We start from the raw sequence: 23,719 nt of genomic DNA on the forward strand, positions 1-23,719 counted from the left end.
TCCGATGCCGGGTGTGTCACGAGTTGTGGCACCCTGATCCGTCGTATCGGCGGCTCGGATGGCACTATCGAATGTTGTGAGTATCGGCTGCGGCGACGAGAGGACCGATCCTCGGACGGGTTCGGGTGCTGTGGCGTCCGTGGACCTCGACGCAGTGGCTCACAACGTCCGCGTGTTGCAGCGGTTCGCCGGGGACGCCGCCGTGATGGCGGTCCTCAAGGCAGACGGATACAACCACGGTGCCGTCGAGGTCGCACACGCCGCAGTGGCAGCCGGTGCACAGGAGCTCGGCGTCACCACCATCGGTGAGGCCCTCGAACTCCGCGCTGCGGGTGTGACGGTCCCGGTGTTGGCGTGGTTGCACCGAACGGACTCCGATTTCGCTGCGGCGATCACCGGGCAGGTAGGGATCGGGGTGTCCACGGCGGCCCAGCTCGACGCTGTGGTCGAAGCGGCACGCCGAGTCGGTTCCACCGCTGATCTCTCGCTCAAGATCGACACCGGACTCAATCGCAACGGGGTCCCGGAATCGGATCTCGATGCAGTCCTGGACGGTACGGCGGCCGCCGTCGCGGAGGGAACTGTGCGGTTGACGGGAATGTTCTCGCATCTGGCCTGCTCCGACGAACCGGGGCACCCCGCCAACGACGCCCAGGCCGAGCGGCTCCGCGACGCGGTGCGGCGCGCGACCCGGCGCGGAACGCCTCCCGCCGTCGTGCACCTGTCCAACTCTGCAGCCACGCTGACCAGACCCGATCTCGGTTTCGACATGGTCCGCCCGGGTATTGCTCTGTACGGCTTGTCGCCGGTGCCCGAGCTGGGAACGTTCGGGTTGCGCCCGGTCATGACGCTGTCGGCGCAGGTGGCGAACATCAAGAAGGTGAGCGAAGGTGAATCTGTGTCCTACGGCTACACCTGGACAGCTCCTGCCGACACCGTGGTCGCACTCGTTGCTCTCGGATACGCCGACGGGGTGGTTCGCCGCCTCAGCGGGCGGTTCGAGGTGACCATCGCAGGACGTCGTTATCCCTCGGTGGGGCGAGTGTGCATGGACCAATTCGTCGTCGATCTCGGTGGTGACCGCTCGGGTGTCGCGGTCGGCGACGAGGCGCTACTGTTCGGATCAGGGGACAGGGGAGAGGCGCACGCTCAGGATTGGGCGGATGCGCTCGACACGATCAGCTACGAAGTCGTCACCGGCGTTCGTGGACGCGTCCGACGACGGTTCGTCGGCGCTCGCGTAGGGGAGGCGACGGTCTAGATCATGCTCGGATTGCTGGAGAGTATTGCGATTGTGGTGCGGGAGACGGCGTTTCGGTCCAACAAGGATCCGTTGGCCACCGAGAACCTCGACCTGATGGATGCCGATCGCGGCAGTATCGTCACCGCGGACGACGGTGTACCGCTTGCGGTCCGCGAAGTGGGTCCGTGTGACGCCGAGACCACCGTGATCTTCGTGCACGGCTACTGCCTGCGCATGTCGTCGTGGCATTTTCAGCGCCGCGCGCTCGAACAGCAGTGGGGTTCGACGGTACGCATGGTCTTCTACGACCAGCGCGGTCACGGACGTTCGGGAGTGCCGAGCCCGGAGAGCTGCACCATCGGTCAACTCGGCCTCGATCTCGACGCGGTGATTCGCTCGGTGGTACCCAAGGGCCGCATCGTTCTGGTCGGGCACTCGATGGGCGGGATGTCGATCCTGTCCATGGCGCGGCAACGATCGGACGTGTTGCGCCAGCGGGTCATCGGCGCAGTTCTGATCTCGACGACTGCGGCCGGTCTCGCGCAGTCCGGGGTGGGTCGTAGTCTGCAGAATCCGGCGGTCGACGCGTTCCGGCTCGCGGTGCGGACCTCGCCCGGTTTCGTCCAGTTCGGTCGCGGTGCCGTGCGTGCGCTCATTTCACCGATACTGCGGGCGGCGTCCTACGGCACCAGGGTCTCCCCGCGGCTGGTGGCATTCTCCCAGTCGATGATCGACGACACCTCCGTCATCACGATCGTCAACTTCCTCGAGACTCTCGAATTGCACGACGAGTCCGAGGCCCTGCTGGAATTCGAGAACATCCCGGTGTCGGTGGTGTGTGGCGACGAGGACTGGATCATTCCGTTCGCCAGCTCGGAGGCTCTGGCTCGGGCCCTGCCGCGTTCGGAGACGGTACGTGTGCGCCAGGGTGGGCACCTGGTCCAACTCGAATTTCCCGAACAGGTCAACGGCGCGATTCAGCGGCTCGTGGCACGGGCGACGGAGGCCGCAGGCAAGAAGCGACGGTGGGGCGTTGTCTGACGAGCCGCTGACCTTGCCGGTGAACGTCGAATTGGTCACTGCCGCAGACACTGCCGAGTTCGGTGCACGGCTCGCCGACGTTCTGGTCGCCGGCGATCTGGTGATTCTCGACGGCCCGCTCGGGGCCGGAAAGACAGCGATGACCAAGGGGATTGCGGCCGGACTCGGTGTCCAGGGCCGCGTCACCTCGCCGACGTTCGTCATTGCCCGCGAGCACCGGGCCGGGTCACGGCCCGGTGGACTACCGCCGGTTGCGCTGGTCCACGTCGATGCCTATCGGCTCGGCATGACGGGGCAGTCGGCGGTCGACGAACTCGATGCTCTCGACCTCGATACCGACCTCGCCGACGCCGTCGTTGTGGTCGAGTGGGGCGAGGGATTGGTAGAGAAGCTGACGGACGGCCATGTGTCGGTGCGTCTGACGCGTGATCCGGATTCCGATGTTCGGCGCGTGACGGCGAGTCGGGTGGACAGCAGAGCGGATCACCGAGAACGAGGCTGACCGGGTACCGGGTGCGCGGTCGTACCCCTGAAGACGGGTAATCTGAAACATCGTGCTTGTACTTGCCGTCGACACCTCGACCCCCGCCGTCACCGCAGGTGTGGTGAGCCTGACCGAGCCCGGCGCCGGTGCAGTGGCCACGACCCTCGCCACACGGGTTCGGGTGGACGCGCGATCTCATGCAGAAATCTTGACGCCCAACATTCTCGAGTGCTTGGCCGAGGCCGGAATCACCGCGGCCGAGTTGGGGGCCGTCGTCGTCGGCGTCGGTCCCGGCCCGTACACCGGGTTGCGGGTGGGCATGGCGACAGCTGCGGCATTCGGTGACGCGCTCGGTCTTCCCGTGCACGGCGTCTGCAGTCTCGACGCCATCGCCGCAGATGTCTCCGAGCCCGGGTCCCTGTTGGTGGTGACCGACGCGCGCCGGCGCGAAATCTATTGGGCGCGTTACGAAGCCGGGGTTCGGATTGCAGGGCCCGACGTTGTCGCCCCGGCCGAACTGGATCGTGTCGGAGTCGACGCGGTCGCTGGATCGGCACCGCATGCTGCGGCATTCGAGCTTCCGATTCGTGATGTGCAGGCACCGTCTCCGGCCGGATTGGTCGCCGTTGCCGCTGCCGACATCGGCAGCGGGATCGTCCCGGGCCCGCTCGTCCCGTTGTACCTGCGTCGTCCCGACGCCAAGACGCTCGACGAGCTCGCCGCAGCGAAGGCTTCGAAGTGACGGTGTCGATCGAGTCGATGACGACGGCGGACGCTGCTCGGTGCGCGTATCTCGAGACCGTGCTGTTCCCGGGTGACGACCCGTGGGCGGAGGATGCATTCATCGCGGAACTGGCGGCGCCACACAATCATTACGTCACGGCGCGAGAGAACGGCGAGGTCGTCGGCTACGCAGGCATCTCCCTGCTGGGCCAGCCCAGTCGCGGCGCGTTCGTCGTCGGTGAGTCCGAGGTGCACACCATCGGTGTCGATCCGTCGCATCACCGCCGAGGAATCGGCGGGCGACTGCTCGACGAATTGCTCCGAGTGGCCGACGAGCACGGTGGGCCGGTCTTCCTCGAGGTACGGACCGACAACGAGCCCGCCATCGAGTTGTACCGACGCGAAGGGTTCGAGATCGTCGGCACCAGGGTCGGGTACTACCAGCCCAGCGGGGCCGACGCCTTCACCATGCGTCGGTCCGAGAAGACGGAAGGATCAGCCCGATGATCGTCATGGGTATCGAAAGTTCTTGCGACGAAACAGGAGTCGGGATCGTCCGGTGGAGCGGGGCGGGGACGTGCGAGCTGATGGCCGACGAGGTGGCCTCCAGCGTCGACGAACACGCGCGGTACGGCGGAGTGGTGCCCGAGGTGGCGTCGCGCGCGCATCTGGAAGCCATCGTGCCGACCATGCGGCGGGCTCTGGCGACCGCTGACATCGAGCGTCCCGACGCCGTCGCGGTGACGATCGGACCGGGGCTGGCCGGGGCGTTGCTGGTCGGGGTTGCCGCTGCGAAGGCGTACGCCGCGGCCTGGGGCGTGCCGTTCTACGCGGTCAACCATCTCGGTGGCCACGTCGCGGTCGACACGCTCGAGCACGGCCCGATGCCGTCGTGCGTGGCGCTGCTGGTCTCCGGAGGTCACACGCATCTGCTGCACGTCGACGATCTGTCCCGGCCGATCGCCGAGCTCGGGACCACGGTCGACGATGCAGCCGGTGAGGCCTTCGACAAGGTTGCGCGGCTCCTCGGATTGGGCTATCCCGGTGGCCCGGCCCTCGATGATGCTGCGCGCGAGGGTGATCCGGCCGCGATCGCGTTTCCCCGGGGAATGACCGGCCCGCGCGATGCCCGTTACGATTTTTCGTTCTCCGGGGTCAAGACGGCCGTCGCTCGGTTCGTCGAGGCCAGGCACCGTGCCGGAGATCCGATTCCTGTCGCGGACATCGCCGCGTCCTTCCAGGAATCCGTCGCCGATGTACTGACGATGAAGGCCGTCCGTGCGGCAACCGATGTCGACGTCGACACGATCGTTCTGGGTGGGGGTGCCACCGCCAACTCTCGCATTCGTTCGCTGATCGAAAGTCGTTGCGCAGAGCGGGGTTTGACGCTGAGAATCCCGAAGCCGCGACTGTGCACCGACAACGGGGTGATGATCGCCGCACTGGGCGCTCACCTCGTGGCAGGCGGAGCCGAGCCCTCGGCGTTGACCGCCGTGACCGATCCCGGCCTCTCGGTCGCGACCAGTCAGGTGCCCGGCTGAGCGTCCTGCGTTGCCGCGGTGGTCGAGGACGAACGCGGAGCCGACGGCTCGGCTGCCGACAGTGGGTCCGTCGTGGATTCGGACACCTCGGGAGCTGCAACCGGCGGTGACCATATCGTCGGTGGTGCAGTCAGTTCCGGCGTGGGCTGCGAACCGCTCACATCGGTGGTCGGCACAGTGATCGATTCGGTCGGTACCGGAGTGAACTCGGGTGTGACCTCGGGCGTCGGACTCGGGACGATCTCGGTCGTATCGCTCGGGTCCGAGGGCTCGATCGGTTCGGAAGGCCGAACCGGAGTCGTGGTGACCGAGGTCGGCGGTTCCACCGGGATTGCTGTGGTGACGTCGGGTGACACAGGATTCGACGTGGGGTCGACCGGCCAGTCGATCCGCGGGAGGTCGGGTGCAGGCCGCAGCGTCGGGGTACTGGTCGGCGGAGCGGTGGTGGTGAACCGCGTCGACGATCCGGTGGCGTCGACCGACGTTGCCGTCGGGTCGGATCGATCGCCAGAAGTGAGTCCGGCCGCGGGCGGGGTCTCGTCGGGGGAGTAGCCCTCGGTGACCGGTGTACCGGAATCGTTCGACGCGGTGGCGGATCGGGCTGCACTTCCGGCCGGTGAGACGTCGGCATCGTCGGCAGGCGTCATCGTCTGCACACCGTAGGCCAGTACCAGTCCACCTGCGACGACGGCGGCCGCGATCGCGCCGGAGTATCGGCTCATTCGGCTTGCGGTGTTGCGCGTGGCCGAGACGAGTTGGTAGTCGCTGCCGACGGCCGATGCGGCGACGGCAGCAGCGCCGACGGCGAGAACGGCATCGGGTTCGGACAGTCGAACGACCGGGGCGTGGAACACGTCGGTGAGCGTGGCGGCGAGCAGGGGAATGTGTGCCCCACCGCCGATCAGCACGATGGTCTCGGGTTCGTGGGTGCTCTCGTCGAACACCCCGCGGACGAACTGCGCGGCGGTGTCGAAGATCGGGCTCACGGCGGCATCGAACGCGTCACGGGTGACCGTCAGCGGGATTCCGCTGTACCGCTCGATGCGGACCTCGTCCTCGCGGGAGAGCTGTTCCTTGATCGATCGGTACCGCGCAGACCCGATTCCGCGGTCGTCGCGGATGTCGTCCCGAAGGTTGTCGCGGGTCATGTCCTGCACGAGGTTCTTGACGAGCACGTCGAGTGCGTCGCCACCGACGGCGTCCGATCGGCCGTGCGCCAGCACCTTGTCGGTGGTCCGATCGGTGACGGTGACCGACATGCCCGAGGCACCGAGATCGACCATCGCGATCGTGTCGTACCGATCGATCAGGCCGGTGGTGGCCAGGTGCGCGGACGCGGCTGCGGATTCGGGCACCAGTCGGACATCGCGGGTGGTGTGGGCCAGCGCTGCGCGAATACCCGCAGCGTGCTCCTCGGTGCGGTAGGTGACGGCGATCGCGTCGGGGGCCCGGTGGCCGGGGATGAGCGAGGCCATGAGTTCGATGGCCGAGGTGACCAGATCACCGATGTCGGTGTTCGCTTGGCGATCGGTCGAGACGGTGCGGTACTCCACCGTGCGACTACCGTCGGTGTCGACGGTGACGAGGGCTGCGCACACGACCTCGGATCCGGTGGATATGCCCACTCCTACCCGCATGCTGCACCTCCCGCCCCTGTGTGTCCGTCCGGAATCGACTGCTCTGTGTGCCGTGTCGCGGCACAGCTGTCGATCGTTATCGTTCGGACAGCTCCGTTATCGTAACGTTACTTCGCGGTCCGGCGCGAACGTAATATGCCGCTCGGTCGGTTACTCGCTGAGTGTTCATGGCCTTTCACCAGTGCGTACGGCGGTGTCGCGGATGCCGGGAAAACTGCGAGAAAAGACTCCGGTCTTCGGCGTTTCGGACCCGAATTCGCCCGTTTTCGGATCTCCGCGGTCGAGCAGGACGGTGCGTGATCACTCTTGTACGCACGCGCGCAACCACCGCGTCGCGAACCTGGCGAACCCAGCCCTTGAGTGCTGGCACTCTCGTGTATAGAGTGCTAGTTGGCACCGAGCGAAGTCCCGGCACCCGCGACGACGGGAACGAGTTCAGGCCGTGATTGTCAGAACTGCACGAGAAGTACTTACACACAGCTGTCCGGGGATCCGACCCCGGACGCGTACCCCATAACTTTGGAGGGCTCAACGTGGCGAGCGTGAAAATCAAGCCGCTCGAGGACAAGATCCTCGTCCAGGCCAACGAGGCCGAGACGACGACCGCCTCCGGTCTGGTCATCCCCGACACAGCCAAGGAGAAGCCCCAGGAGGGCACCGTCGTCGCCGTGGGCGAAGGCCGTGTCACCGAGAAGGGCAACCGCATCCCGGTCGACGTCAAAGAAGGTGACACCGTCATCTACAGCAAGTACGGCGGCACCGAGATCAAGTACGCCGGCGAGGAGTACCTGATTCTGTCGGCACGCGACGTGCTGGCTGTCATCGCCAAGTAGGCCACAACGCATCCCGCCCCGGTATCCGATTTTCGTGTCGGTCCCGGGGCGGTGTGCGTTCGATCGAGTTTCTTTACTCGAAGGAGTAACACCGAAACATGGCAAAGCAAATCCAATTCAACGAGGAAGCGCGCCGCGCACTCGAACGCGGCGTCGACAAGCTGGCCGACGCAGTCAAGGTGACGCTCGGGCCGCGGGGACGCCACGTCGTCCTGTCCAAGGCCTTCGGCGGTCCGACCGTCACGAACGACGGTGTCTCGATCGCTCGTGAGATCGACCTGGAAGATCCGTTCGAGAACCTCGGTGCGCAGCTGGTCAAGAGCGTCGCTACCAAGACCAACGACGTTGCAGGCGACGGAACCACCACCGCGACGGTCCTCGCGCAGGCGCTCGTGCGCGGCGGTCTGAAGAACATCGCTGCAGGTGCCAACCCGATCGCGCTCGGCACCGGCATCTCCAAGGCGGCCGACAAGGTCGCCGAGGCTCTGCTTGCCGCCGCAACCCCGGTCGAGGGCAAGCAGGCGATCGCTCAGGTCGCCACCGTGTCCTCGCGTGACCCCGAGATCGGCGAACTCGTCGGCGAGGCGCTCACTCGCGTCGGCGCGGACGGCGTCGTCACCGTCGAGGAGTCCTCGACGCTGCTCACCGAGCTCTCGGTCACCGAAGGCGTGCAGTTCGACAAGGGCTACCTCTCGCCGTACTTCGTCACCGACGTCGACGCGCAGGAAGCAGTTCTCGAGGACGCGTACGTGCTGCTGTACCGCGAGAAGATCACCTCGCTTCCGGACTTCCTGCCTTTGCTGGAGAAGGTTGCCGAGAGCGGCAAGCCGCTGCTCATCATCGCCGAGGACACCGAGGGTGAAGTTCTCTCGACGCTGGTCGTCAACTCCATCCGCAAGACGATCAAGGCCGTGGCAGTCAAGGCACCGTTCTTCGGTGATCGCCGCAAGGCGTTCCTCGACGATCTCGCGGTCGTGACGGCCGGGCAGGTCATCACCGCCGATGTGGGTCTGAGTCTGAAGGAAGCCGGCCTCGAGCTGCTCGGTCGTGCTCGTCGCGTCGTCGTCACCAAGGACGACACGACCATCGTCGACGGTGCGGGCACGCAGGACGACATCGATGCGCGCGTCGGTCAGCTCCGCCGCGAGATCGAGAACACCGACTCCGAGTGGGATCGCGAGAAGCTCGAAGAGCGTCTGGCGAAGCTCTCGGGCGGCATCGCGGTCATCAAGGTCGGCGCTGCCACCGAGACCGAGCTCAAGGAACGCAAGTTCCGCGTCGACGACGCTGTGGCTGCGGCCAAGGCTGCCGTCGAAGAGGGAATCGTCCCCGGCGGCGGCTCGGCTCTGACTCAGGCAGCGTTGGCTCTGGCCGACGACCTCGGCCTGACCGGCGACGAAGCCACCGGTGTTGCCGTTGTGCGTACCGCGCTCAACGCACCGCTGTTCTGGATCGCCTCCAACGCAGGCATCGACGGTTCCGTCGTCGTCAGCAAGGTGGCAGAACTGCCGAAGGGACACGGATTCAACGCCGCGACCCTGACGTACGGCGACCTGCTGGCCGACGGCGTCGTCGACCCGGTCAAGGTGACTCGCTCCGCTGTGGTCAACGCTGCGTCGGTTGCACGCATGATCCTGACGACCGAGAGCGCGATCGTGGAGAAGCCGGAAGAGGCCTCCGAGCCTGCTGCCGGTCACGGACACGCTCACTGACGTTCGGTGACACGAGAAAGCCCCCAACCCGAAAGGGTTGGGGGCTTTCTTGCGTGTTCGGGTGACTACACCGCGATGCGGCGGCGGTTGTGACGAGCGTGCAGTTCTCGCTCGGTCTCGGACATCCCGCCCCAGATCCCGTAGGGCTCGCTGACGTTGAGAGCGTGTGTACGGCACTGAGCGAGTACGGGGCAGCTGCGGCACATTTCCTTGGCTCGCATCTCGCGCTGTGCTCGTGCGCGGCCCCGCTCGCCGTCCGGGTGGAAGAACATGGACGAGTCGACGCCACGGCACAGGCCGTGCATCTGCCAATCCCAAATGTCGGCGTTCGGCCCAGGGAGGTGATTCGGCTGCGGCATGGAAACTCCTAGGGTGGTGTGGCTTCTCGGATTCGTGATCCGAATGCCGACAACGTTATGTGGATCGACGAAATCGAGTCAATAGTTCTCTGTCGTGGGCAAATGCATAGTTATGGGGCAAAGAATTAACACGGGCGATATTTACTTCGACTCACCCGCATGCGTGTCCTTCCTGTTGAAGAATCCGTCGACACGCGAGACGATGGGGAGTGCACCGGCTTTCCGGCTGCAGATGCGGTGTGGCGGAACGCAGACGTCCGGCATCGGTCGACAGTGATGCCGCTCGATCCGACCGGGCCGCCGTTGTCGGCATTTCCGCTGATCAGAGCCGTTGGCGTGATGTCGAGGGTGGTTCGGTTCCGCGCGTCGGATTCGGCGTCGGTGCATTCGGTCCAGGAGGCGCGAGGTGCTCGACGCGATCGCGCGGATCGCCGGGCGACGGTCGAGCGGGCGCACGGACGGCAGGCGACGCCTCGGTGGCCGATTGTTCGATCGAGTGCGCTGATTAACCTATTCGCCACACAGCGTTCAGATTCTCGACTTCGAGTCGGCCCGAGTTCACATTGTTAATTCCTTGAAAACTGCATTCTGGGCGAGCGAAACGATGCGCTGATGCTCCTTTCGGACCGATAGTGAATTCGACCGTGCAATTGCGTCGCTTCGAATCGGTAGGACTCACGCGCAGTTCGTCATCGGAGAAGGCCCTACCCTTGCGTCCGTGCCAACAGAGCCGAGCTCGCTGTTCACCGCGACGCAGTCCGAACTCTCCGACGCGGCTTTCGGCGGCAACCCCGGCCGATTTCCGCTCCCCGCAGCCGCCGATCCGTGGGAGAGCTGGTTTCGCAGTGTCGCGTTGGCGGGCCAGGGGCGGTACAGCGCCGCCGTAACCGAGCTCCGGCGGCATCGACCCACCAGCCCGGAACTCCGGTCACTGCACGCGTCGACCAGAGCGTCGTGGTTGCGTCAGGTGGGCCGACACGACCGGGCCAGGCGCTTCGACGGCATCGCAGTCTCTCTCGTCGGACTCGTGGGACCGCCGACGTCCAGGGACTCGGTGGAGGCCCGTAGCGATGCGCTGATCGGTCTCGCCGCGGATGCACTGGGAAGTGGACGTTTTCACCTCGCGGACACCCTGCTGGCCCGCAGTGCGGAGCAGCGTCAGGGCCCCGTCGGTCGGGGGCTGTGGCGTCCGGGAATGCGGGCGGCGTGGGTGGCAGCCGAGCTGGCGATGATGCGCGGTGACGGTCCCGAGGCGATCCGACACGCCGAGGCCGCTCGAGCTCTCGCCGACGATGCCGATTCGTTACGCCACATCGTCAAGACCGACCTGGTGGTTGCGGCGGCGCTGAGCTGCATCGGTGAGACCGACCGGGCGCGTGAGTCGGCCGTCCAGGTGGCCTGCGCTGCGGAGATGGCCGGTCTGCTGCCCCTGCGCTGGGCCGCCACGATGCTGTGCGAGGGAACAGGCGGCGTCGACGCCGGGATGGTGGCGTCGGCAGACCTGGCCGCCGACATCGATCGTCGGGGTGGTTCGACGGTCGGTTGACCAGGACCTGGGTCGAAGGCGGACCGAGTGGTTCGGTTGTGACTCGGTGGTGTCGCTATCCTTGGTCTCGTTCCACCACCACGTGGAAGCGCTCCCAGGCGGGTGCGTACCTGTAACGCGGGGAAAATTGTCGACGATGAACAGTGCGGGTGAGGAGTTGGACTCTTTCGTCGTTGCCGCAGCGCAAGGCGATCGACTGGCTCTGTCCCGGGTCCTGGAATTCATCCGACCACTCGTCGTTCGGTACTGCCGGGCTCGGGTCGGTTCGGCTGAGCGCGGTCAGCTTTCGGCCGACGACGTGGCGCAGGAGGTCTGTTTGGCAGTCATGACCGCCTTGCCGCGATACCAGGATCAAGGTCGTCCGTTCATGGCATTCGTGTACGGCATCGCGGCTCACAAGGTCGCCGACGCCCATCGCAGCGCCTCGCGTAACAAATCGGACCCGGCCGCCGAAGTACCAGATGTCGTGTCGATGGAGCACGGACCGGAGCAACGCGCTCTCGAATCCGAGTCGAGTCGACAGATGACTGCACTGCTGGACACCTTGCCCGCCAAGCACCGCGAAATTCTGGTGCTCCGACTCATCGTCGGGTTGTCGGCCGAGGAAACAGCAGCCGCCGTCGGCAGCACTGCAGGCGCTATCCGCGTGGCTCAGCACCGAGCTATCGCAAAACTGAAGAACGAAGTTGTGAGAGCAGGTGAAATGTATGGCTAGGGACAATGGTCACGGTGGCCCCGGTGAGACGCCGCGTCGCGGAATCTCGCGAATCGGTGGGCACGTGAACCCCACTGGACCGAAGCAGAACGATCCCTATGCCGACATCGGCGCAGACGGTGGTCCTGTGGACCTCGTCGCCGTACGTCGTGACGATGCGTTCATCGATGCGATCAGTGGTGACGGACCGATTGCCACCGATGACGCAGACGAGTACCAACTCGCCCTTCTGTTGGCCAATTGGCGAGCAGACGTGATGACCCCGGCGATGCCGGCCGGCCCCTCGCTCGATGTGGTCGTCGCCTCCGTCGAACGCGAGAAGCTCGCCGCCGACATGGCGCGCTCGAGCTCGGCCGACCGCGGTGGACGGATGCGTTTGCTGCGTCCCATCGCCGGAGCCGCAGCCGCGATCGCGGTCGTGATGGGTGGCCTGGTGGTCATCTCGTACAACTCGACACCGGACGATCCGCTGTGGAGCGTCAAGTCGGTCGTGTTCTCCGAACAGGCCGATTCGACCGTGGCGCAGATCGACACGACGTCCAAGCTGCAAGAGGCGGAGAATCTCCTGTCCTCAGGGAACACCACTGCCGCTCGCGCACTGCTCGACGGCGCGTCGAACAGCAGTTCCTCCGTGCTCGACGACGGGCAGCGCGCCGAGCTCGATCAGTGGCTGGCGCGTCTACTGCAGGAGCTGCAGGCTTTGACGCTGCCCGCGCCTGTTCCGCTCCCGGCCGAGGTCGTCCCGGCTCCGGTGCCCAGCTCCGAGGTCCTGTTACCGCCGGCTCCGGTGGATCCGGTCACGCCCGATACCACGGGTGCTCCGATCACTCCGGCTCCGACCACGACGACGCCAGAGGTGCCGCCCACGACGACGACTCCGAGTCCCTCGACGACGACGGACGTCACGCCGACGGTGCTTCAGGAGCCCGATCAGCCGACGGCGACCGCCGGTGGCAGCAGTTCGTCGGACAACCGCGACCGCATGTCGGTCCCATCCGGCGGCAGCTGACAGGGTTTTCCGGTCCCGTCCGAACAACGAAGAAGCCCGACACGATGATCGTGTCGGGCTTCTTCGTGCGAAGTTTCGGGAGTCAGCTGTCGAATCCGTCGCCGTGCAGCGCGTCGTTCATGGATGCGTCCGCGAAGCCGCGGCAGTAGTCCCAGGTCACGTAGGCGTCGGGTACGGGGTCGTAGGCGGGCTCGTGCGGCCGGACCGTTCCGTCGACGAGCAGCTGAAGCAGATTTGCGCGCAGCATGTCCCAGTCGTGGTAGTGGTCCTGCTGGCAGTCTTCGCAGCACACGACGAGGCCGCGGATGCCGCGGTGGCCCAGGAGCGCCTCGTAGACAGCCAGGTCCGCCAGGTCTTCTTCGACGGCCAGGCGCTCCTGAGGATCGAGGGGCTGGCCTGGCTCGATGGCGTCGAGGGCGGCCGACGGGTCGGCTGGGTCTCCGGCGAACGGATCCGGGGGTAGACCGGGAGGCAGTTGATCGCGCACGCCTCCACGGTACGCAGGACTGGTGGGTCTGCGCCAGCCGTTCGAATGCGACATGCCGGACGCGTTCGTCGCCGACGATGCTGCGGACCGGGATTTCGGTGCTCGACGGCCACCCACAGCGGGAGGCATTCGCACTGGTTGTGCCCTAGCCGATACCATGGTTCACGGCGCTGAACAGATGAGTGCAAGTGCCGAAACTCCATCCGTTCTCCAACACCGCACCGCGGTGCGCCTGCGAGCTCTCACCGGCCGCACGCTGCGCCGAGTTGCACACAGGCTCTAGGGAGGGCCAGATTCGCATGAGTAGTCCCGGAGCCCACGTCCGCACAGGCGGCGACGATCCCAACAAGGTCGCGATGCTCGGCCTCACGTTCGACGACGTCCTGCTGTTGCCGGCCGCTTCGGACCTGATTCCCAGCTCGGTCGACACGTCCAGTCAGATCACCCGCGAGATTCGCCTGCGGGTGCCGCTGGTCAGCTCCGCCATGGACACCGTCACCGAGGCCCGGATGGCCATCGCCATGGCCCGCGCGGGCGGTATGGGCGTGCTGCACCGCAACCTGTCACTGCAGGATCAGGCGTCCCAGGTCGAGACGGTCAAGCGCTCGGAGGCCGGGATGGTCACCGATCCCGTCACCTGCAAGCCCACCGACTCGTTGGCCGAGGTCGACGCCATGTGTGCGCGCTTCCGTATCTCCGGTCTTCCTGTCACCGACGAGACCGGCGCGCTGGTCGGCATCATCACCAACCGCGACATGCGGTTCGAGGTCGATCAGAACCGCCGCGTCGCCGACGTGATGACCAAGGCCCCGTTGATCACCGCACAGGAAGGCGTCACCGCGGAAGCGGCGCTCGGCCTGCTGCGTCGCCACAAGATCGAGAAGCTGCCGATCGTGGACGGCAAGGGCGCACTCACCGGCCTGATCACCGTGAAGGACTTCGTCAAGACCGAGCAGCACCCCGATGCCACCAAGGACCGTGACGGTCGTCTGCTGGTCGGTGCCGCTGTTGGCGTCGGGCAGGATGCCTGGGCTCGGTCCATGGCACTGACCGACGCCGGCGTGGACGTGATCATCGTCGACACCGCGCACGGTCACAATTCGCAGGTGCTCGAGATGGTCAGCAAGCTCAAGGCCGAGGTGGGCGATCGCGTGCAGGTCGTCGGCGGCAACGTGGCCACCCGCGCGGGCGCACTCGCCCTCGTCGAGGCAGGTGCGGACGCGGTCAAGGTGGGCGTCGGACCGGGATCCATCTGCACCACCCGCGTGGTCGCAGGCGTCGGCGCTCCGCAGATCACCGCCATCCTCGAGGCCGTCGCCGCGTGCAAGCCGCACGGTGTGCCGGTCATCGCCGACGGCGGTCTGCAGTTCTCCGGTGACATCGCCAAAGCGCTCGCTGCCGGTGCCTCGACCGCCATGCTCGGATCGTTGCTGGCCGGAACCGCGGAGTCCCCGGGCGAGCTGATTCTGGTGGGCGGCAAGCAATTCAAGAGCTACCGCGGCATGGGTTCGCTCGGCGCGATGCAGGGACGAGGGGGAGCGAAGTCGTTCTCCAAGGACCGCTATTTCCAGGACGATGTGCTGGCCGAGGACAAACTCGTCCCCGAGGGCATCGAAGGTCGCGTCCCGTACCGCGGACCGTTGAACCAGGTGATCCACCAGCTCACCGGTGGCCTGCGTGCTGCGATGGGCTACACCGGATCGACGTCGATCGAGGACCTGCAGAAGGCTCAGTTCGTGCAGATCACTGCGGCCGGGCTCAAGGAAAGCCACCCGCACGACATCACGATGACCGCTGAGGCCCCGAACTACACCACCCGATAGTCGCTTCGGCCGTTTCTCGGCCGATGCGATTCGCTCTCGAAGTAGAAAGGTGCGCGCGTGCGCGACCTCGTTGAAATCGGCATGGGCAGAGAAGCCCGCCGCACCTACCAGCTGGACGACATCGACATCGTGCCGTCCCGTCGGACTCGGTCGTCGAAGGAGGTGTCGACGGCATGGCAGCTCGACGCGTACCGCTTCGACATTCCCCTTCTCGCGCATCCGACCGATGCTCTGGTCTCGCCCGAGTTCGCGATCGAGCTGGGCCGACAGGGTGGGCTGGGGGTCATCAACGGTGAAGGACTGTGGGCGCGCCACTCGGACGTGCAGGCCAAGATCGATCAGCTGATCCACATCGCCGAGACCGATCTAGATCCCGACGCGCCGATCGCCTTCCTGCAGGAACTGCACGCCGCGCCGCTCCGGCCGGATCTGCTGGCCGCAGCGGTCGGTCAGGTCCGTGACTCCGGGGTGACAGTCGCCGTTCGGGTGAGCCCCCAGAACGCTCGCTCGCTCACGCCTGCCCTCGTTGCATCGGGCCTGGATCTGCTGGTCATCCAGGGCACGATCATCTCCGCTGAGCACGTTGCTCACGGCGAGGACGAGCCGCTCAACCTCAAGACCTTCATCGCGGAGCTCGATGTTCCCGTCATCGCGGGCGGCGTGAGCGATCACCGCACCGCGCTGCACCTGATGCGTACCGGCGCGGCAGGCGTCATCGTCGGTTACGGCTCGGTCGAGGGTGGCACGACCACCGGTGAGGTGCTCGGCATCGGCGTTCCGATGGCCACCGCCATCGCAGACGCCGCCGCGGCGCGTCGGGACTACCTGGACGAAACCGGCGGGCGCTACGTGCACGTCATCGCCGACGGCGACATCACCACCTCCGGTGCCCTGGCCAAGGCCATCGCCTGCGGGGCCGATGCTGCTGTTCTCGGTGCTCCGCTGGCCGTCGCCGCGGAAGCTCCCGGCGGGGGTTGGTACTGGCCGTCGGCCGCGGCGCACCCGTCCATGCCGCGGGGCGCGCTGCTGCCGATGTCTGCGGGCGACCGTCCGAGCCTGGATCAGGTGCTCAACGGACCGTCGCGCGAGTCGTACGGCTCGATCAACCTCGTCGGCGGACTGCGTCGATCGATGGCGAAGTCCGGGTACTCCGATCTCAAGGAATTCCAGAAGGTGGGCCTGAACGTCAGGGCCTGATCAAGTCTGCTTCAGCAGGGCGCGCACTCCTTTCACACCGGGGTGCGCGCCCTTTCTGTTGCGTGTCGTCCACGTAAGCCGACCCTGGGTTGGTGATACCTCTCGTAACAGCTAGAATCGGTTGTGGCGGTAGTCACATGGGGGTGTGCATACTGTTCGACAGCATCGGATGTAGCGGAGGTCACCATGGGTTCAGCTGTTCGCGCAACGGATTACGACGTCTTGATCGTCGGTTCGGGCTTCGGCGGAAGCGTCACCGCGCTTCGGTTGGTGGAGAAGGGATACCGCGTCGGTATCCTGGAAGCCGGACAACGCTTCGAGGACGAGGACTTCGCGAAGAACAGCTGGGATCTCAAGCGCTTCCTGTGGGCGCCCAAGCTCGGCCTGTACGGCATCCAGCGCGTGCACCTGCTGCGCGACTGCCTCATCCTCGCCGGTGCCGGAGTCGGCGGCGGCTCGCTGAACTACGCGAACACCCTTTACAAGCCCCAGGCACCGTTCTTCGAGGACAAGCAGTGGGCGCACATCACCGACTGGAGCAGTGAGCTCTCGCCGTTCTACGACCAGGCCACCCGCATGCTCGGTGTCGTGCGCAACCCGCACATGACCCCCGCCGACGAGGTGATGAAGTCGGTTGCCGAGGACATGGGCGTTGCCGACACCTTCATTCAGACCCCGGTGGGCGTGTTCTTCGGAGACGAGCCCGGCAAGACCGTCCCTGACCCGTACTTCGGCGGTGCAGGCCCCGAGCGCACCGGATGTATCGAATGCGGCGAGTGCATGACCGGTTGCCGCCACGGAGCCAAGAACACCCTGCTGAAGAACTACCTCGGTCTGGCCGAGCGCGCAGGAGCCGAGATCGTGCCGATGACGACCGTCACCGGTCTCGTTCCCCGATCCGACGGCACCTGGGACGTCGACACCGAACGCACCGGCGCTCGGCTGCGCAAGGGCAAGAAGACGTACAGCGCAGCCAATGTCGTGTTGGCGGCGGGCACCTGGGGCACCCAGAACCTGCTGCACAAGATGAAGGACACGGGCGCGCTGCCCAAACTGTCGGACACACTCGGCGAACTGACACGTACCAACTCCGAGTCGATCGTCGGAGCGGCCAAGCTGGCGGTCGATCCGAACATGGACCTCACCCGCGGAGTCGCGATCACGTCCTCGTTCCATCCCAGCCCCAACACCCACATCGAACCGTGCCGCTACGGCAAGGGCTCGAACGCGATGGGCATGCTGCAGACACTGATGACCGACGGCGGCGGGAAGATTCCGCGGTGGCTCAAGTTCGTGTTCGCGCTGATCGCACACCCGATCCAGTTCCTGCGCGTCGTCAACGTCCGGCACTGGAGCGAGCGCACGATCATCGCGCTGGTGATGCAGAACCTCGACAACTCGATCACCACGTTCACCAAGCGTGGCCCCTTCGGCCGCAAGATCTCGAGCAAGCAGGGGCACGGTGAGCCGAACCCGACGTGGATCCCCGAGGGCAACGACGCCACTCGACGCATCGCGAAGAAGATCGGCGGCGTCGCAGGCGGTACCTGGGGAGAATTGTTCAACATTCCGCTCACGGCCCATTTCCTCGGTGGCTGCGCGATCGCCTCGGATTCCGAGCACGGCGTCATCGATCCGTACCACCGCGTCCACGGCTACCCGACTCTCAGCGTCGTCGACGGGGCGGCCGTATCGGCCAACCTCGGTGTGAACCCGTCGCTGACCATCAGCGCGCAGGCCGAGCGTTCCGCCGCACTGTGGCCGAACAAGGGCGAGCTGGATCTCCGCCCGGCACAGGGACTGCCGTACCAGCGTCTCGATCCGATCGCCCCGAACTCTCCGGTCGTCCCGGTGGATGCTCCGGGTGGTCTGCGACTGCCGATCGTCGAGATCAGGTCGGGCTCCTCGGCGAAGCCCGTCGCGCATTCGGGTGTTGCATGAGCGCAACAGCAGTCCCATTAGACTGACCCGGTGACCGACTCCTCTGCACACGATCCCGCACACGCACGCCCGGTTCTCGTCGTCGATTTCGGCGCCCAGTACGCGCAGTTGATCGCCCGCCGTGTGCGCGAGGCCAATGTGTACTCCGAGGTGATCTCGCATACCGCGACCGCCGAGGAGATCGCGGCGAAGAACCCTGTCGCGCTTGTGCTTTCCGGCGGACCCTCCAGCGTCTACGCCGAGGGTGCGCCCGAGCTCGATTCCGCGCTCCTCGACCTCGGCATCCCCGTGTTCGGCATCTGCTACGGATTCCAGGCCATGGCCCAGGCCCTCGGCGGAACCGTCGAACACACCGGAACGCGGGAGTACGGTCGCACCCAACTCAGCGTGGACGGCGGTCGTCTGCACGACGGTCTGCCCGCCACGCAGCCGGTCTGGATGAGTCACGGTGACGCCGTCACCGCGGCCCCGGACGGCTTCACCGTCACGGCCACCAGCGCAGGCGCGCCGGTCGCTGCCTTCGAGAACGAGGGCAAGCGCATGGCAGGCGTGCAGTATCACCCCGAGGTTCTGCACTCCCCGCACGGACAGCAGGTGCTCAGCCGATTCCTGCACGAGACGGCGGGCATCGCCCCGGACTGGACTGCAGCGAACATCGCCGACGCTCTGGTCGACGCTGTGCAGGAACAGGTGGGCCCCACGGGCAAGGCCATCTGTGGCCTCTCGGGCGGTGTCGACTCCGCGGTGGCGGCGGCACTGGTGCAGCGGGCCATCGGTGACCGTCTGACCTGTGTCTTCGTCGACCATGGATTGTTGCGCGCCGGCGAGCGTGAGCAGGTGCAGCAGGATTTCGTCGCCGCGACGGGTGCCAAGCTGGTCACCGTCGATGCGGTCGACACCTTCCTCGGTGCGCTCGAGGGCGTCTCCGACCCGGAGGAGAAGCGCAAGATCATCGGCCGCGAGTTCATCCGGAGCTTCGAGGGTGCCGTGGCCGAGGTGCTGGGCGAGAACGCCGAGCACGGCGACGCGGTCGAGTTCCTGGTGCAGGGCACGTTGTACCCGGATGTCGTCGAGTCCGGCGGCGGTTCGGGTACCGCGAACATCAAGAGCCACCACAACGTCGGCGGCCTGCCGGACGATCTGCAGTTCGCCCTGGTCGAACCACTGCGTGCGCTGTTCAAGGACGAGGTGCGTGCGGTCGGACGCGAACTGGGATTGCCCGAGGACATCGTCGGCAGGCAGCCGTTCCCCGGACCGGGTCTGGCGATCCGTATCGTCGGTGAGATCACCCGCGACCGTCTGAACACGCTCCGCCATGCCGATTCGATTGTCCGAGAAGAACTTACGGTCGCCGGCTTGGATCAGCAGATCTGGCAGTGCCCGGTGGTGCTGTTGGCCGACGTGCGCAGTGTCGGGGTGCAGGGCGACGGCCGTACCTACGGGCACCCGATCGTGCTGCGTCCGGTCTCGAGCGAGGACGCGATGACGGCGGACTGGACCAGGCTGCCGTACGACGTGCTGGAAACGATCTCGACTCGGGTGACCAACGAGGTTCCGGAGGTCAACCGAGTCGTTCTCGACGTGACGAGCAAGCCGCCGGGCACCATCGAGTGGGAGTAGTGGCGTCAGCTCTTTCTGCTGGGGCCCAGTAGTAGCGCGAAGCCCACGACCACCGCGGCGACCACGAACACCCAGCGGAACTGGACGTCGCTCAGTGCCACGATCGCATCTCGGCCGATGAGTGCTGCGACCGAGACGACCATGGCCGCCAGCCCGGCGAGGAGCAACAGTGCCGAGGGGCCGCGTCGGCCAGAGGTGCGATCCTCGGTGTCGGAATCGCTGTCGCCGTAGTCGTGGCCGATGCGGTCGGTCCTGTTCTTCTTCACGGGTTCCCCACTTTCAGCTCGCCGATTGCCACATCGCCCACGATCGTCAATGTCGGGGTATCGGTGCTCGTTCCCGGGCCGAACCGGGTATCGGTGGGGCACGACCCCACGGCCGACTCGCACTCCACGGTCACGTTCATCGAATCGGGCACGGTGACCGACGCGCTGCCCAGTGCCACATCGATCTCGACGGTGCGGTCCTCGGTGAGGTCGAGCCCCGTGAGGTCGAGGTCCAGTTCACCGAGGCCGACGTCGTAGGTAGGGGCGAGATCGGCAACGGTGAGCGGTGCGATGCGCTGCGTTCCCGACGCACTGTCCACGTCCATCGGACCGACCGCTGACGCCAGGACGACGAAGCCGGCCAGGGGTGCTGCGATCACCAACAGTCCGTAGCCCTTGCGCAGGAACGCGCCGAGTACGAGTCCGACGGAGATGACCGCGAGAGCGACGGCTCCGACGCGGCCGGCCGAGGCCCAGTCCCCTCCGGTTGCGGCACCTACCGCCGCGGTGATGCCGGCTGCGAGCAGCGCCAAGCCGAGAAAGCTTGCCGTCCAACGTGATCGGCGTCTGCGTTCGATCGGCGCAGGCGGGAAGGTGCCTGCCGGTTCGGGAAGATCCCAGGCGAAGGGTGCCACACCGAGTGGATCCCACGACGGGGGAGTCACGGTGGGAAGGTCGGCCGGCTTCTCGGTCGACTTCTCGGCGAATGTGGTCGACTTGTTCAGGTTCACGGTGTGCGCGTCTGCGTCGATTCCGGTGTGCTCGACGGGCTTCGGCGTCGGAACGTAGCTCTTCGGCAGGGTCGTGTACGGGGTGTAGCGCTCGTGCTGGAACTGGGGCGGACGGTACTGCGCGGCCGTCCACTGCTCGGCCGATGCGCTGGGAGAACCGAAAGGCATCGGGGCGTAGCGATTACGGGAGAACTCTGCCGTCCGCATGTACGGGGGCGGCTCCGGGCACCGTTGGTGCAGCAACCACAGTCCACCGAGCATCGCCACCAGAGAGATCAGCCCCGAACCGCCGAGTCCGACACCGACCGGACCGATGGTCGACACCGCGATGACCAGTGCCACCGCAACGACCACCATCTTGGTCGCCGAATCGGAGCTGTGTCCTCGCCCGACCAGCGACTCCGCGCCCGACGCCGTGTCGCCGGCGCGATTGAGCACCAGCCACGCCGCCAGATACAGCACGATGCCGGTGCCGCCGAACAAAGTGGAGACGACGAACGCGATCCGAATCAGAACGGGGTCGACGTCGTATCGATAGCCGATACCGGCCGCAACACCCGCCACATGCCCGCGTTGCGGCAAGCGGTGCGGACGGGTGCGCCACATCTGCTGAAGTTGATCCGAGACGGTCACGTTGCTCATGCCAACCATCGTGGCCGCCGCGACCACGAAACACATCAGGGATACCCCTGATCTTCATCCCCGAAATCGGGTTCACCTCCACGGACCCGCGAAACATCAGGGCGAACCCTGATGCGACACTCGCCCTGTCCGTGCCAGGATCGAGGCGTGCACCCTGTCGACAATCCACCCGTTGACGCCGCCCGCAACGCACCACCCGTAGCCGGCGACGCGCCGGTCACCCCTGCCATCCCTGTCACCTCGATTCCTTCGGCTCCTGCCTTTCCTGTTACTCCTGCACGCTCTGCTCCTGCGCCCTATCGACGACGCGGCGGCGGACGCATCGTCGGCGGCGTCGCCGGGGGTCTGGCCGACCATCTCGGCGTCGACGTGTTCAAGGTTCGGGTGGCCTTCGCGCTGCTCGCCGCCTCGGCCGGTGCCGGCATCGCCGCGTACGGATTGATCTGGATGTTCACGCCCGCCGGCGACGACACTGCGCACCCGAGTGCCGCCGAACGCCAGCGTGCGCTCGGGTTGGCTGCTATCGGTCTCGGCCTCGCCGTCGGGCTCGCCTGGCTGCTCAGCGGTACCGCTGCATCGGTCATCGTGCCGGTCATCGTCGTGGTGATCGGGGCGGCCCTGGTATGGCGCGAATTCGACTCCGAGGGACCGCGAACAGCTCTCGGGCTGCCCAAGCATCCGACCGTGTTGAGCTGGGCGAGGGTCGTCGGCGGAGCAACGCTGATCGTCCTCGGGCTGGGGGTGGTGGTTCTTGCCCGCGTCGATCTGGCCGCGCTCCGCTCGTCCCTGCTGGCGGTGGTGGTCACTCTCGTCGGCGTCGGCCTGTTGACGGTACCCATCTGGTTGCGCACCTGGCGCGCGCTCGGTGCCGAGCGGTCCGCGCGTATCCGCAACGACGAACGTGAGGAAATCGCCTCGCACCTGCACGATTCGGTGCTCCAGACACTGGCCCTGATCCAGAAGCAGTCCGATCAGCCGCAGGAGGTGATGAGGTTGGCGCGCGGTCAGGAGCGGGAATTACGCAAATGGCTGTTCGACGGCGGGGACACCGACAACTCCAGCTTGGCCGACGCGCTCAAGACCATCTCCGGTGAGGTCGAGGATCAGCACGGCGTGACGGTTCGCCCCATCACTGTCGGCGACGTGCACCTGCTGCCCGACGACGTCGAGTCCGGCCTGTCCCGTGAGAGTTTCACCGCGCTGCTGGGTGCCACGCGAGAGGCTCTCGTCAACGCGGCCAAGCATTCCGGTGAGACCAATATCGATCTGTTCGCCGAGACCGAACCGGAACAGGTCAGCGTTTTCGTCCGCGATCGCGGTACCGGGTTCGACGAATCCGAGGTACCCGAGGATCGACAGGGCCTGGCGAAGTCCATTCGAGGACGCATCGAGCGCCGCGGTGGCACTGTGCAGGTACGGTCGACCGTCGGCAAGGGAACCGAAGTGCGAATCTTCATGCCCCGCAACGGCACCGCCATGACCACCGAATCATCCGAATCCAGCCAGCAGGAGCAGCCGACGTGACCGACCCTTTCCGCGTTTTCCTGGTCGACGACCACGCGGTGTTCCGTTCCGGTGTGCGAGCCGAACTCGCTCGCGAGGCGGACATCGACGTCGTCGGGGAAGCCGGAGGCGTCGCCGAGGCCGTCTCGGGCATCGAATCGACGAAGCCGGACGTGGTGTTGCTCGACGTGCACATGCCCGACGGCGGCGGTGTGGCCGTGTTGAACCGCATCTCCGAGGGGCCGGTATGTCTCGCCCTGAGTGTGTCCGACGCCGCCGAGGACGTCATCGCCGTCATCCGTGCCGGGGCGAGGGGGTACGTCACCAAGACGATCTCCGGCTCGGAGCTCGCCGACGGTGTTCGACGCGTCGCCGGGGGAGACGCGGTGTTCAGCCCCCGGCTGGCCGGATTCGTCCTCGATTCGTTCACCGGTCGCAGTGCCGCCCCGGAGCCCCCGTTGGATCCGGAACTCGATTCACTGACGCCCCGTGAACTCGAGGTGTTGCGGTTGCTCGCGCGCGGCTACACCTATCGCGAGATCGCCGAGGATCTGTTCATCTCGGTCAAGACCGTCGAGACGCATGCCTCGAACGTTCTCCGAAAGACTCAGCAGTCCAACCGGAATGCGCTCACCCGATGGGCGCACAAGCGTCGAATCGATTAGT

General features: G+C 66.3%; 22 protein-coding genes. 17 read left to right on the top strand and 5 right to left on the bottom strand.

Annotated elements, in window-relative coordinates:
- Positions 1 to 58 precede the first annotated feature (58 nt).
- Genes alr through tsaD form a run of 6 tightly spaced genes read left to right on the top strand, consistent with a single transcriptional unit; the run spans position 59 to position 5,032 of the window.
- On the top strand, positions 59 to 1,261 hold the full coding sequence (gene alr / locus CH271_RS11995; protein ID WP_179274863.1) for an alanine racemase: 1,203 nt from the start codon (positions 59 to 61) through the stop codon (positions 1,259 to 1,261).
- Positions 1,262 to 1,264: 3 nt separating this feature from the next.
- Positions 1,265 to 2,284: an alpha/beta fold hydrolase gene (locus CH271_RS12000; protein ID WP_094633710.1), complete on the top strand. Its 1,020-nt coding sequence runs from the start codon at positions 1,265 to 1,267 to the stop codon at positions 2,282 to 2,284.
- The gene (gene tsaE, locus CH271_RS12005) at positions 2,277 to 2,786 is read left to right on the top strand and encodes a tRNA (adenosine(37)-N6)-threonylcarbamoyltransferase complex ATPase subunit type 1 TsaE (RefSeq protein ID WP_094633711.1); all 510 of its coding nucleotides are present in this window, start codon (positions 2,277 to 2,279) and stop codon (positions 2,784 to 2,786) included. The genes CH271_RS12000 and tsaE overlap by 8 nt, the downstream gene beginning before the upstream one ends.
- A gap of 52 nt (positions 2,787 to 2,838) precedes the next feature.
- Positions 2,839 to 3,510 (top strand): tRNA (adenosine(37)-N6)-threonylcarbamoyltransferase complex dimerization subunit type 1 TsaB, encoded by a 672-nt coding sequence (gene tsaB / locus CH271_RS12010; protein ID WP_094633712.1) that lies wholly within the window; start codon positions 2,839 to 2,841, stop codon positions 3,508 to 3,510.
- Positions 3,507 to 3,998: a ribosomal protein S18-alanine N-acetyltransferase gene (gene rimI, locus CH271_RS12015; protein ID WP_037188257.1), complete on the top strand. Its 492-nt coding sequence runs from the start codon at positions 3,507 to 3,509 to the stop codon at positions 3,996 to 3,998. The genes tsaB and rimI overlap by 4 nt, the downstream gene beginning before the upstream one ends.
- A complete protein-coding gene (gene tsaD / locus CH271_RS12020) occupies positions 3,995 to 5,032 on the top strand; it encodes a tRNA (adenosine(37)-N6)-threonylcarbamoyltransferase complex transferase subunit TsaD (protein WP_094633713.1) in 1,038 nt (345 codons plus the stop codon). Before rimI ends, tsaD begins: the two co-directional genes overlap by 4 nt.
- Here tsaD and CH271_RS12025 read toward each other — a convergent pair.
- Positions 5,017 to 6,669 carry an Hsp70 family protein gene (locus tag CH271_RS12025; RefSeq protein ID WP_094633714.1) on the bottom strand — a complete coding sequence of 551 codons (1,653 nt, stop codon included), beginning with the start codon at positions 6,667 to 6,669 and terminating at the stop codon, positions 5,017 to 5,019. The genes tsaD and CH271_RS12025 overlap by 16 nt on opposite strands.
- 533 nt (positions 6,670 to 7,202) lie before the next feature.
- Here CH271_RS12025 and groES point away from each other — a divergent pair.
- Both groES and groL read left to right on the top strand, forming a co-directional pair.
- On the top strand, positions 7,203 to 7,502 hold the full coding sequence (gene groES, locus CH271_RS12030; RefSeq protein WP_008718149.1) for a co-chaperone GroES: 300 nt from the start codon (positions 7,203 to 7,205) through the stop codon (positions 7,500 to 7,502).
- A 98-nt stretch (positions 7,503 to 7,600) separates the two neighbouring features.
- The gene (groL, locus tag CH271_RS12035) at positions 7,601 to 9,214 is read left to right on the top strand and encodes a chaperonin GroEL (RefSeq protein ID WP_037188249.1); all 1,614 of its coding nucleotides are present in this window, start codon (positions 7,601 to 7,603) and stop codon (positions 9,212 to 9,214) included.
- Positions 9,215 to 9,279: 65 nt separating this feature from the next.
- Here groL and CH271_RS12040 read toward each other — a convergent pair whose 3' ends face one another.
- Complete coding sequence (locus tag CH271_RS12040) at positions 9,280 to 9,573, bottom strand: WhiB family transcriptional regulator (RefSeq protein WP_027496361.1); 294 nt, start codon at positions 9,571 to 9,573, stop codon at positions 9,280 to 9,282.
- Positions 9,574 to 10,291: 718 nt separating this feature from the next.
- Here CH271_RS12040 and CH271_RS12050 point away from each other — a divergent pair.
- The 3 genes from CH271_RS12050 to CH271_RS12060 all read left to right on the top strand — a co-directional run bounded on the left by CH271_RS12050 (position 10,292) and on the right by CH271_RS12060 (position 12,843).
- Entirely contained in the window at positions 10,292 to 11,119 is an 828-nt protein-coding gene (locus tag CH271_RS12050) for a hypothetical protein (RefSeq protein ID WP_256986376.1), read from the top strand.
- 136 nt (positions 11,120 to 11,255) lie between these two features.
- Positions 11,256 to 11,834 (top strand): sigma-70 family RNA polymerase sigma factor, encoded by a 579-nt coding sequence (locus CH271_RS12055; protein ID WP_032397500.1) that lies wholly within the window; start codon positions 11,256 to 11,258, stop codon positions 11,832 to 11,834.
- A complete protein-coding gene (locus tag CH271_RS12060) occupies positions 11,827 to 12,843 on the top strand; it encodes an anti-sigma-D factor RsdA (RefSeq protein WP_094633716.1) in 1,017 nt (338 codons plus the stop codon). The genes CH271_RS12055 and CH271_RS12060 overlap by 8 nt, the downstream gene beginning before the upstream one ends.
- 82 nt (positions 12,844 to 12,925) lie before the next feature.
- On the opposite strand, the gene CH271_RS12065 is transcribed toward CH271_RS12060, so the two are convergent.
- Positions 12,926 to 13,330 carry a DUF5319 domain-containing protein gene (locus CH271_RS12065; protein ID WP_032378069.1) on the bottom strand — a complete coding sequence of 135 codons (405 nt, stop codon included), beginning with the start codon at positions 13,328 to 13,330 and terminating at the stop codon, positions 12,926 to 12,928.
- Between the two features lie 299 nt (positions 13,331 to 13,629).
- Between CH271_RS12065 and guaB the strand changes: the two genes are divergently transcribed.
- From guaB to guaA, 4 genes are all read left to right on the top strand, one after another.
- Positions 13,630 to 15,153 carry an IMP dehydrogenase gene (gene guaB / locus CH271_RS12075; RefSeq protein ID WP_170945694.1) on the top strand — a complete coding sequence of 508 codons (1,524 nt, stop codon included), beginning with the start codon at positions 13,630 to 13,632 and terminating at the stop codon, positions 15,151 to 15,153.
- Between the two features lie 57 nt (positions 15,154 to 15,210).
- Positions 15,211 to 16,350 (top strand): GuaB3 family IMP dehydrogenase-related protein, encoded by a 1,140-nt coding sequence (locus CH271_RS12080; protein WP_037188243.1) that lies wholly within the window; start codon positions 15,211 to 15,213, stop codon positions 16,348 to 16,350.
- A gap of 186 nt (positions 16,351 to 16,536) precedes the next feature.
- Positions 16,537 to 18,291, top strand: coding sequence for an FAD-dependent oxidoreductase (locus tag CH271_RS12085; protein WP_094633717.1), 1,755 nt, complete (start codon positions 16,537 to 16,539; stop codon positions 18,289 to 18,291).
- 30 nt (positions 18,292 to 18,321) lie between these two features.
- Positions 18,322 to 19,911, top strand: coding sequence for a glutamine-hydrolyzing GMP synthase (gene guaA / locus CH271_RS12090; protein ID WP_094633718.1), 1,590 nt, complete (start codon positions 18,322 to 18,324; stop codon positions 19,909 to 19,911).
- Positions 19,912 to 19,916: 5 nt separating this feature from the next.
- On the opposite strand, the gene CH271_RS12095 is transcribed toward guaA, so the two are convergent.
- Both CH271_RS12095 and CH271_RS12100 read right to left on the bottom strand, forming a co-directional pair.
- On the bottom strand, positions 19,917 to 20,177 hold the full coding sequence (locus CH271_RS12095) for a hypothetical protein (RefSeq protein ID WP_256986377.1): 261 nt from the start codon (positions 20,175 to 20,177) through the stop codon (positions 19,917 to 19,919).
- Positions 20,174 to 21,550 (bottom strand): PspC domain-containing protein, encoded by a 1,377-nt coding sequence (locus tag CH271_RS12100; protein WP_256986378.1) that lies wholly within the window; start codon positions 21,548 to 21,550, stop codon positions 20,174 to 20,176. Before CH271_RS12100 ends, CH271_RS12095 begins: the two co-directional genes overlap by 4 nt.
- Positions 21,551 to 21,697: 147 nt before the next feature.
- On the opposite strand from CH271_RS12100, the gene CH271_RS12105 reads away from it, so the two are divergent.
- Complete coding sequence (locus tag CH271_RS12105) at positions 21,698 to 23,074, top strand: sensor histidine kinase (protein WP_256986379.1); 1,377 nt, start codon at positions 21,698 to 21,700, stop codon at positions 23,072 to 23,074.
- A complete protein-coding gene (locus tag CH271_RS12110) occupies positions 23,071 to 23,718 on the top strand; it encodes a response regulator (protein ID WP_037188234.1) in 648 nt (215 codons plus the stop codon). The genes CH271_RS12105 and CH271_RS12110 overlap by 4 nt, the downstream gene beginning before the upstream one ends.
- The last annotated feature ends 1 nt before the right edge of the window (position 23,719 follow it).

Origin of the sequence: Rhodococcus sp. 05-340-2, assembly GCF_002258915.1 — a bacterium.
Classification (GTDB): Bacteria; Actinomycetota; Actinomycetes; order Mycobacteriales; family Mycobacteriaceae; genus Rhodococcoides.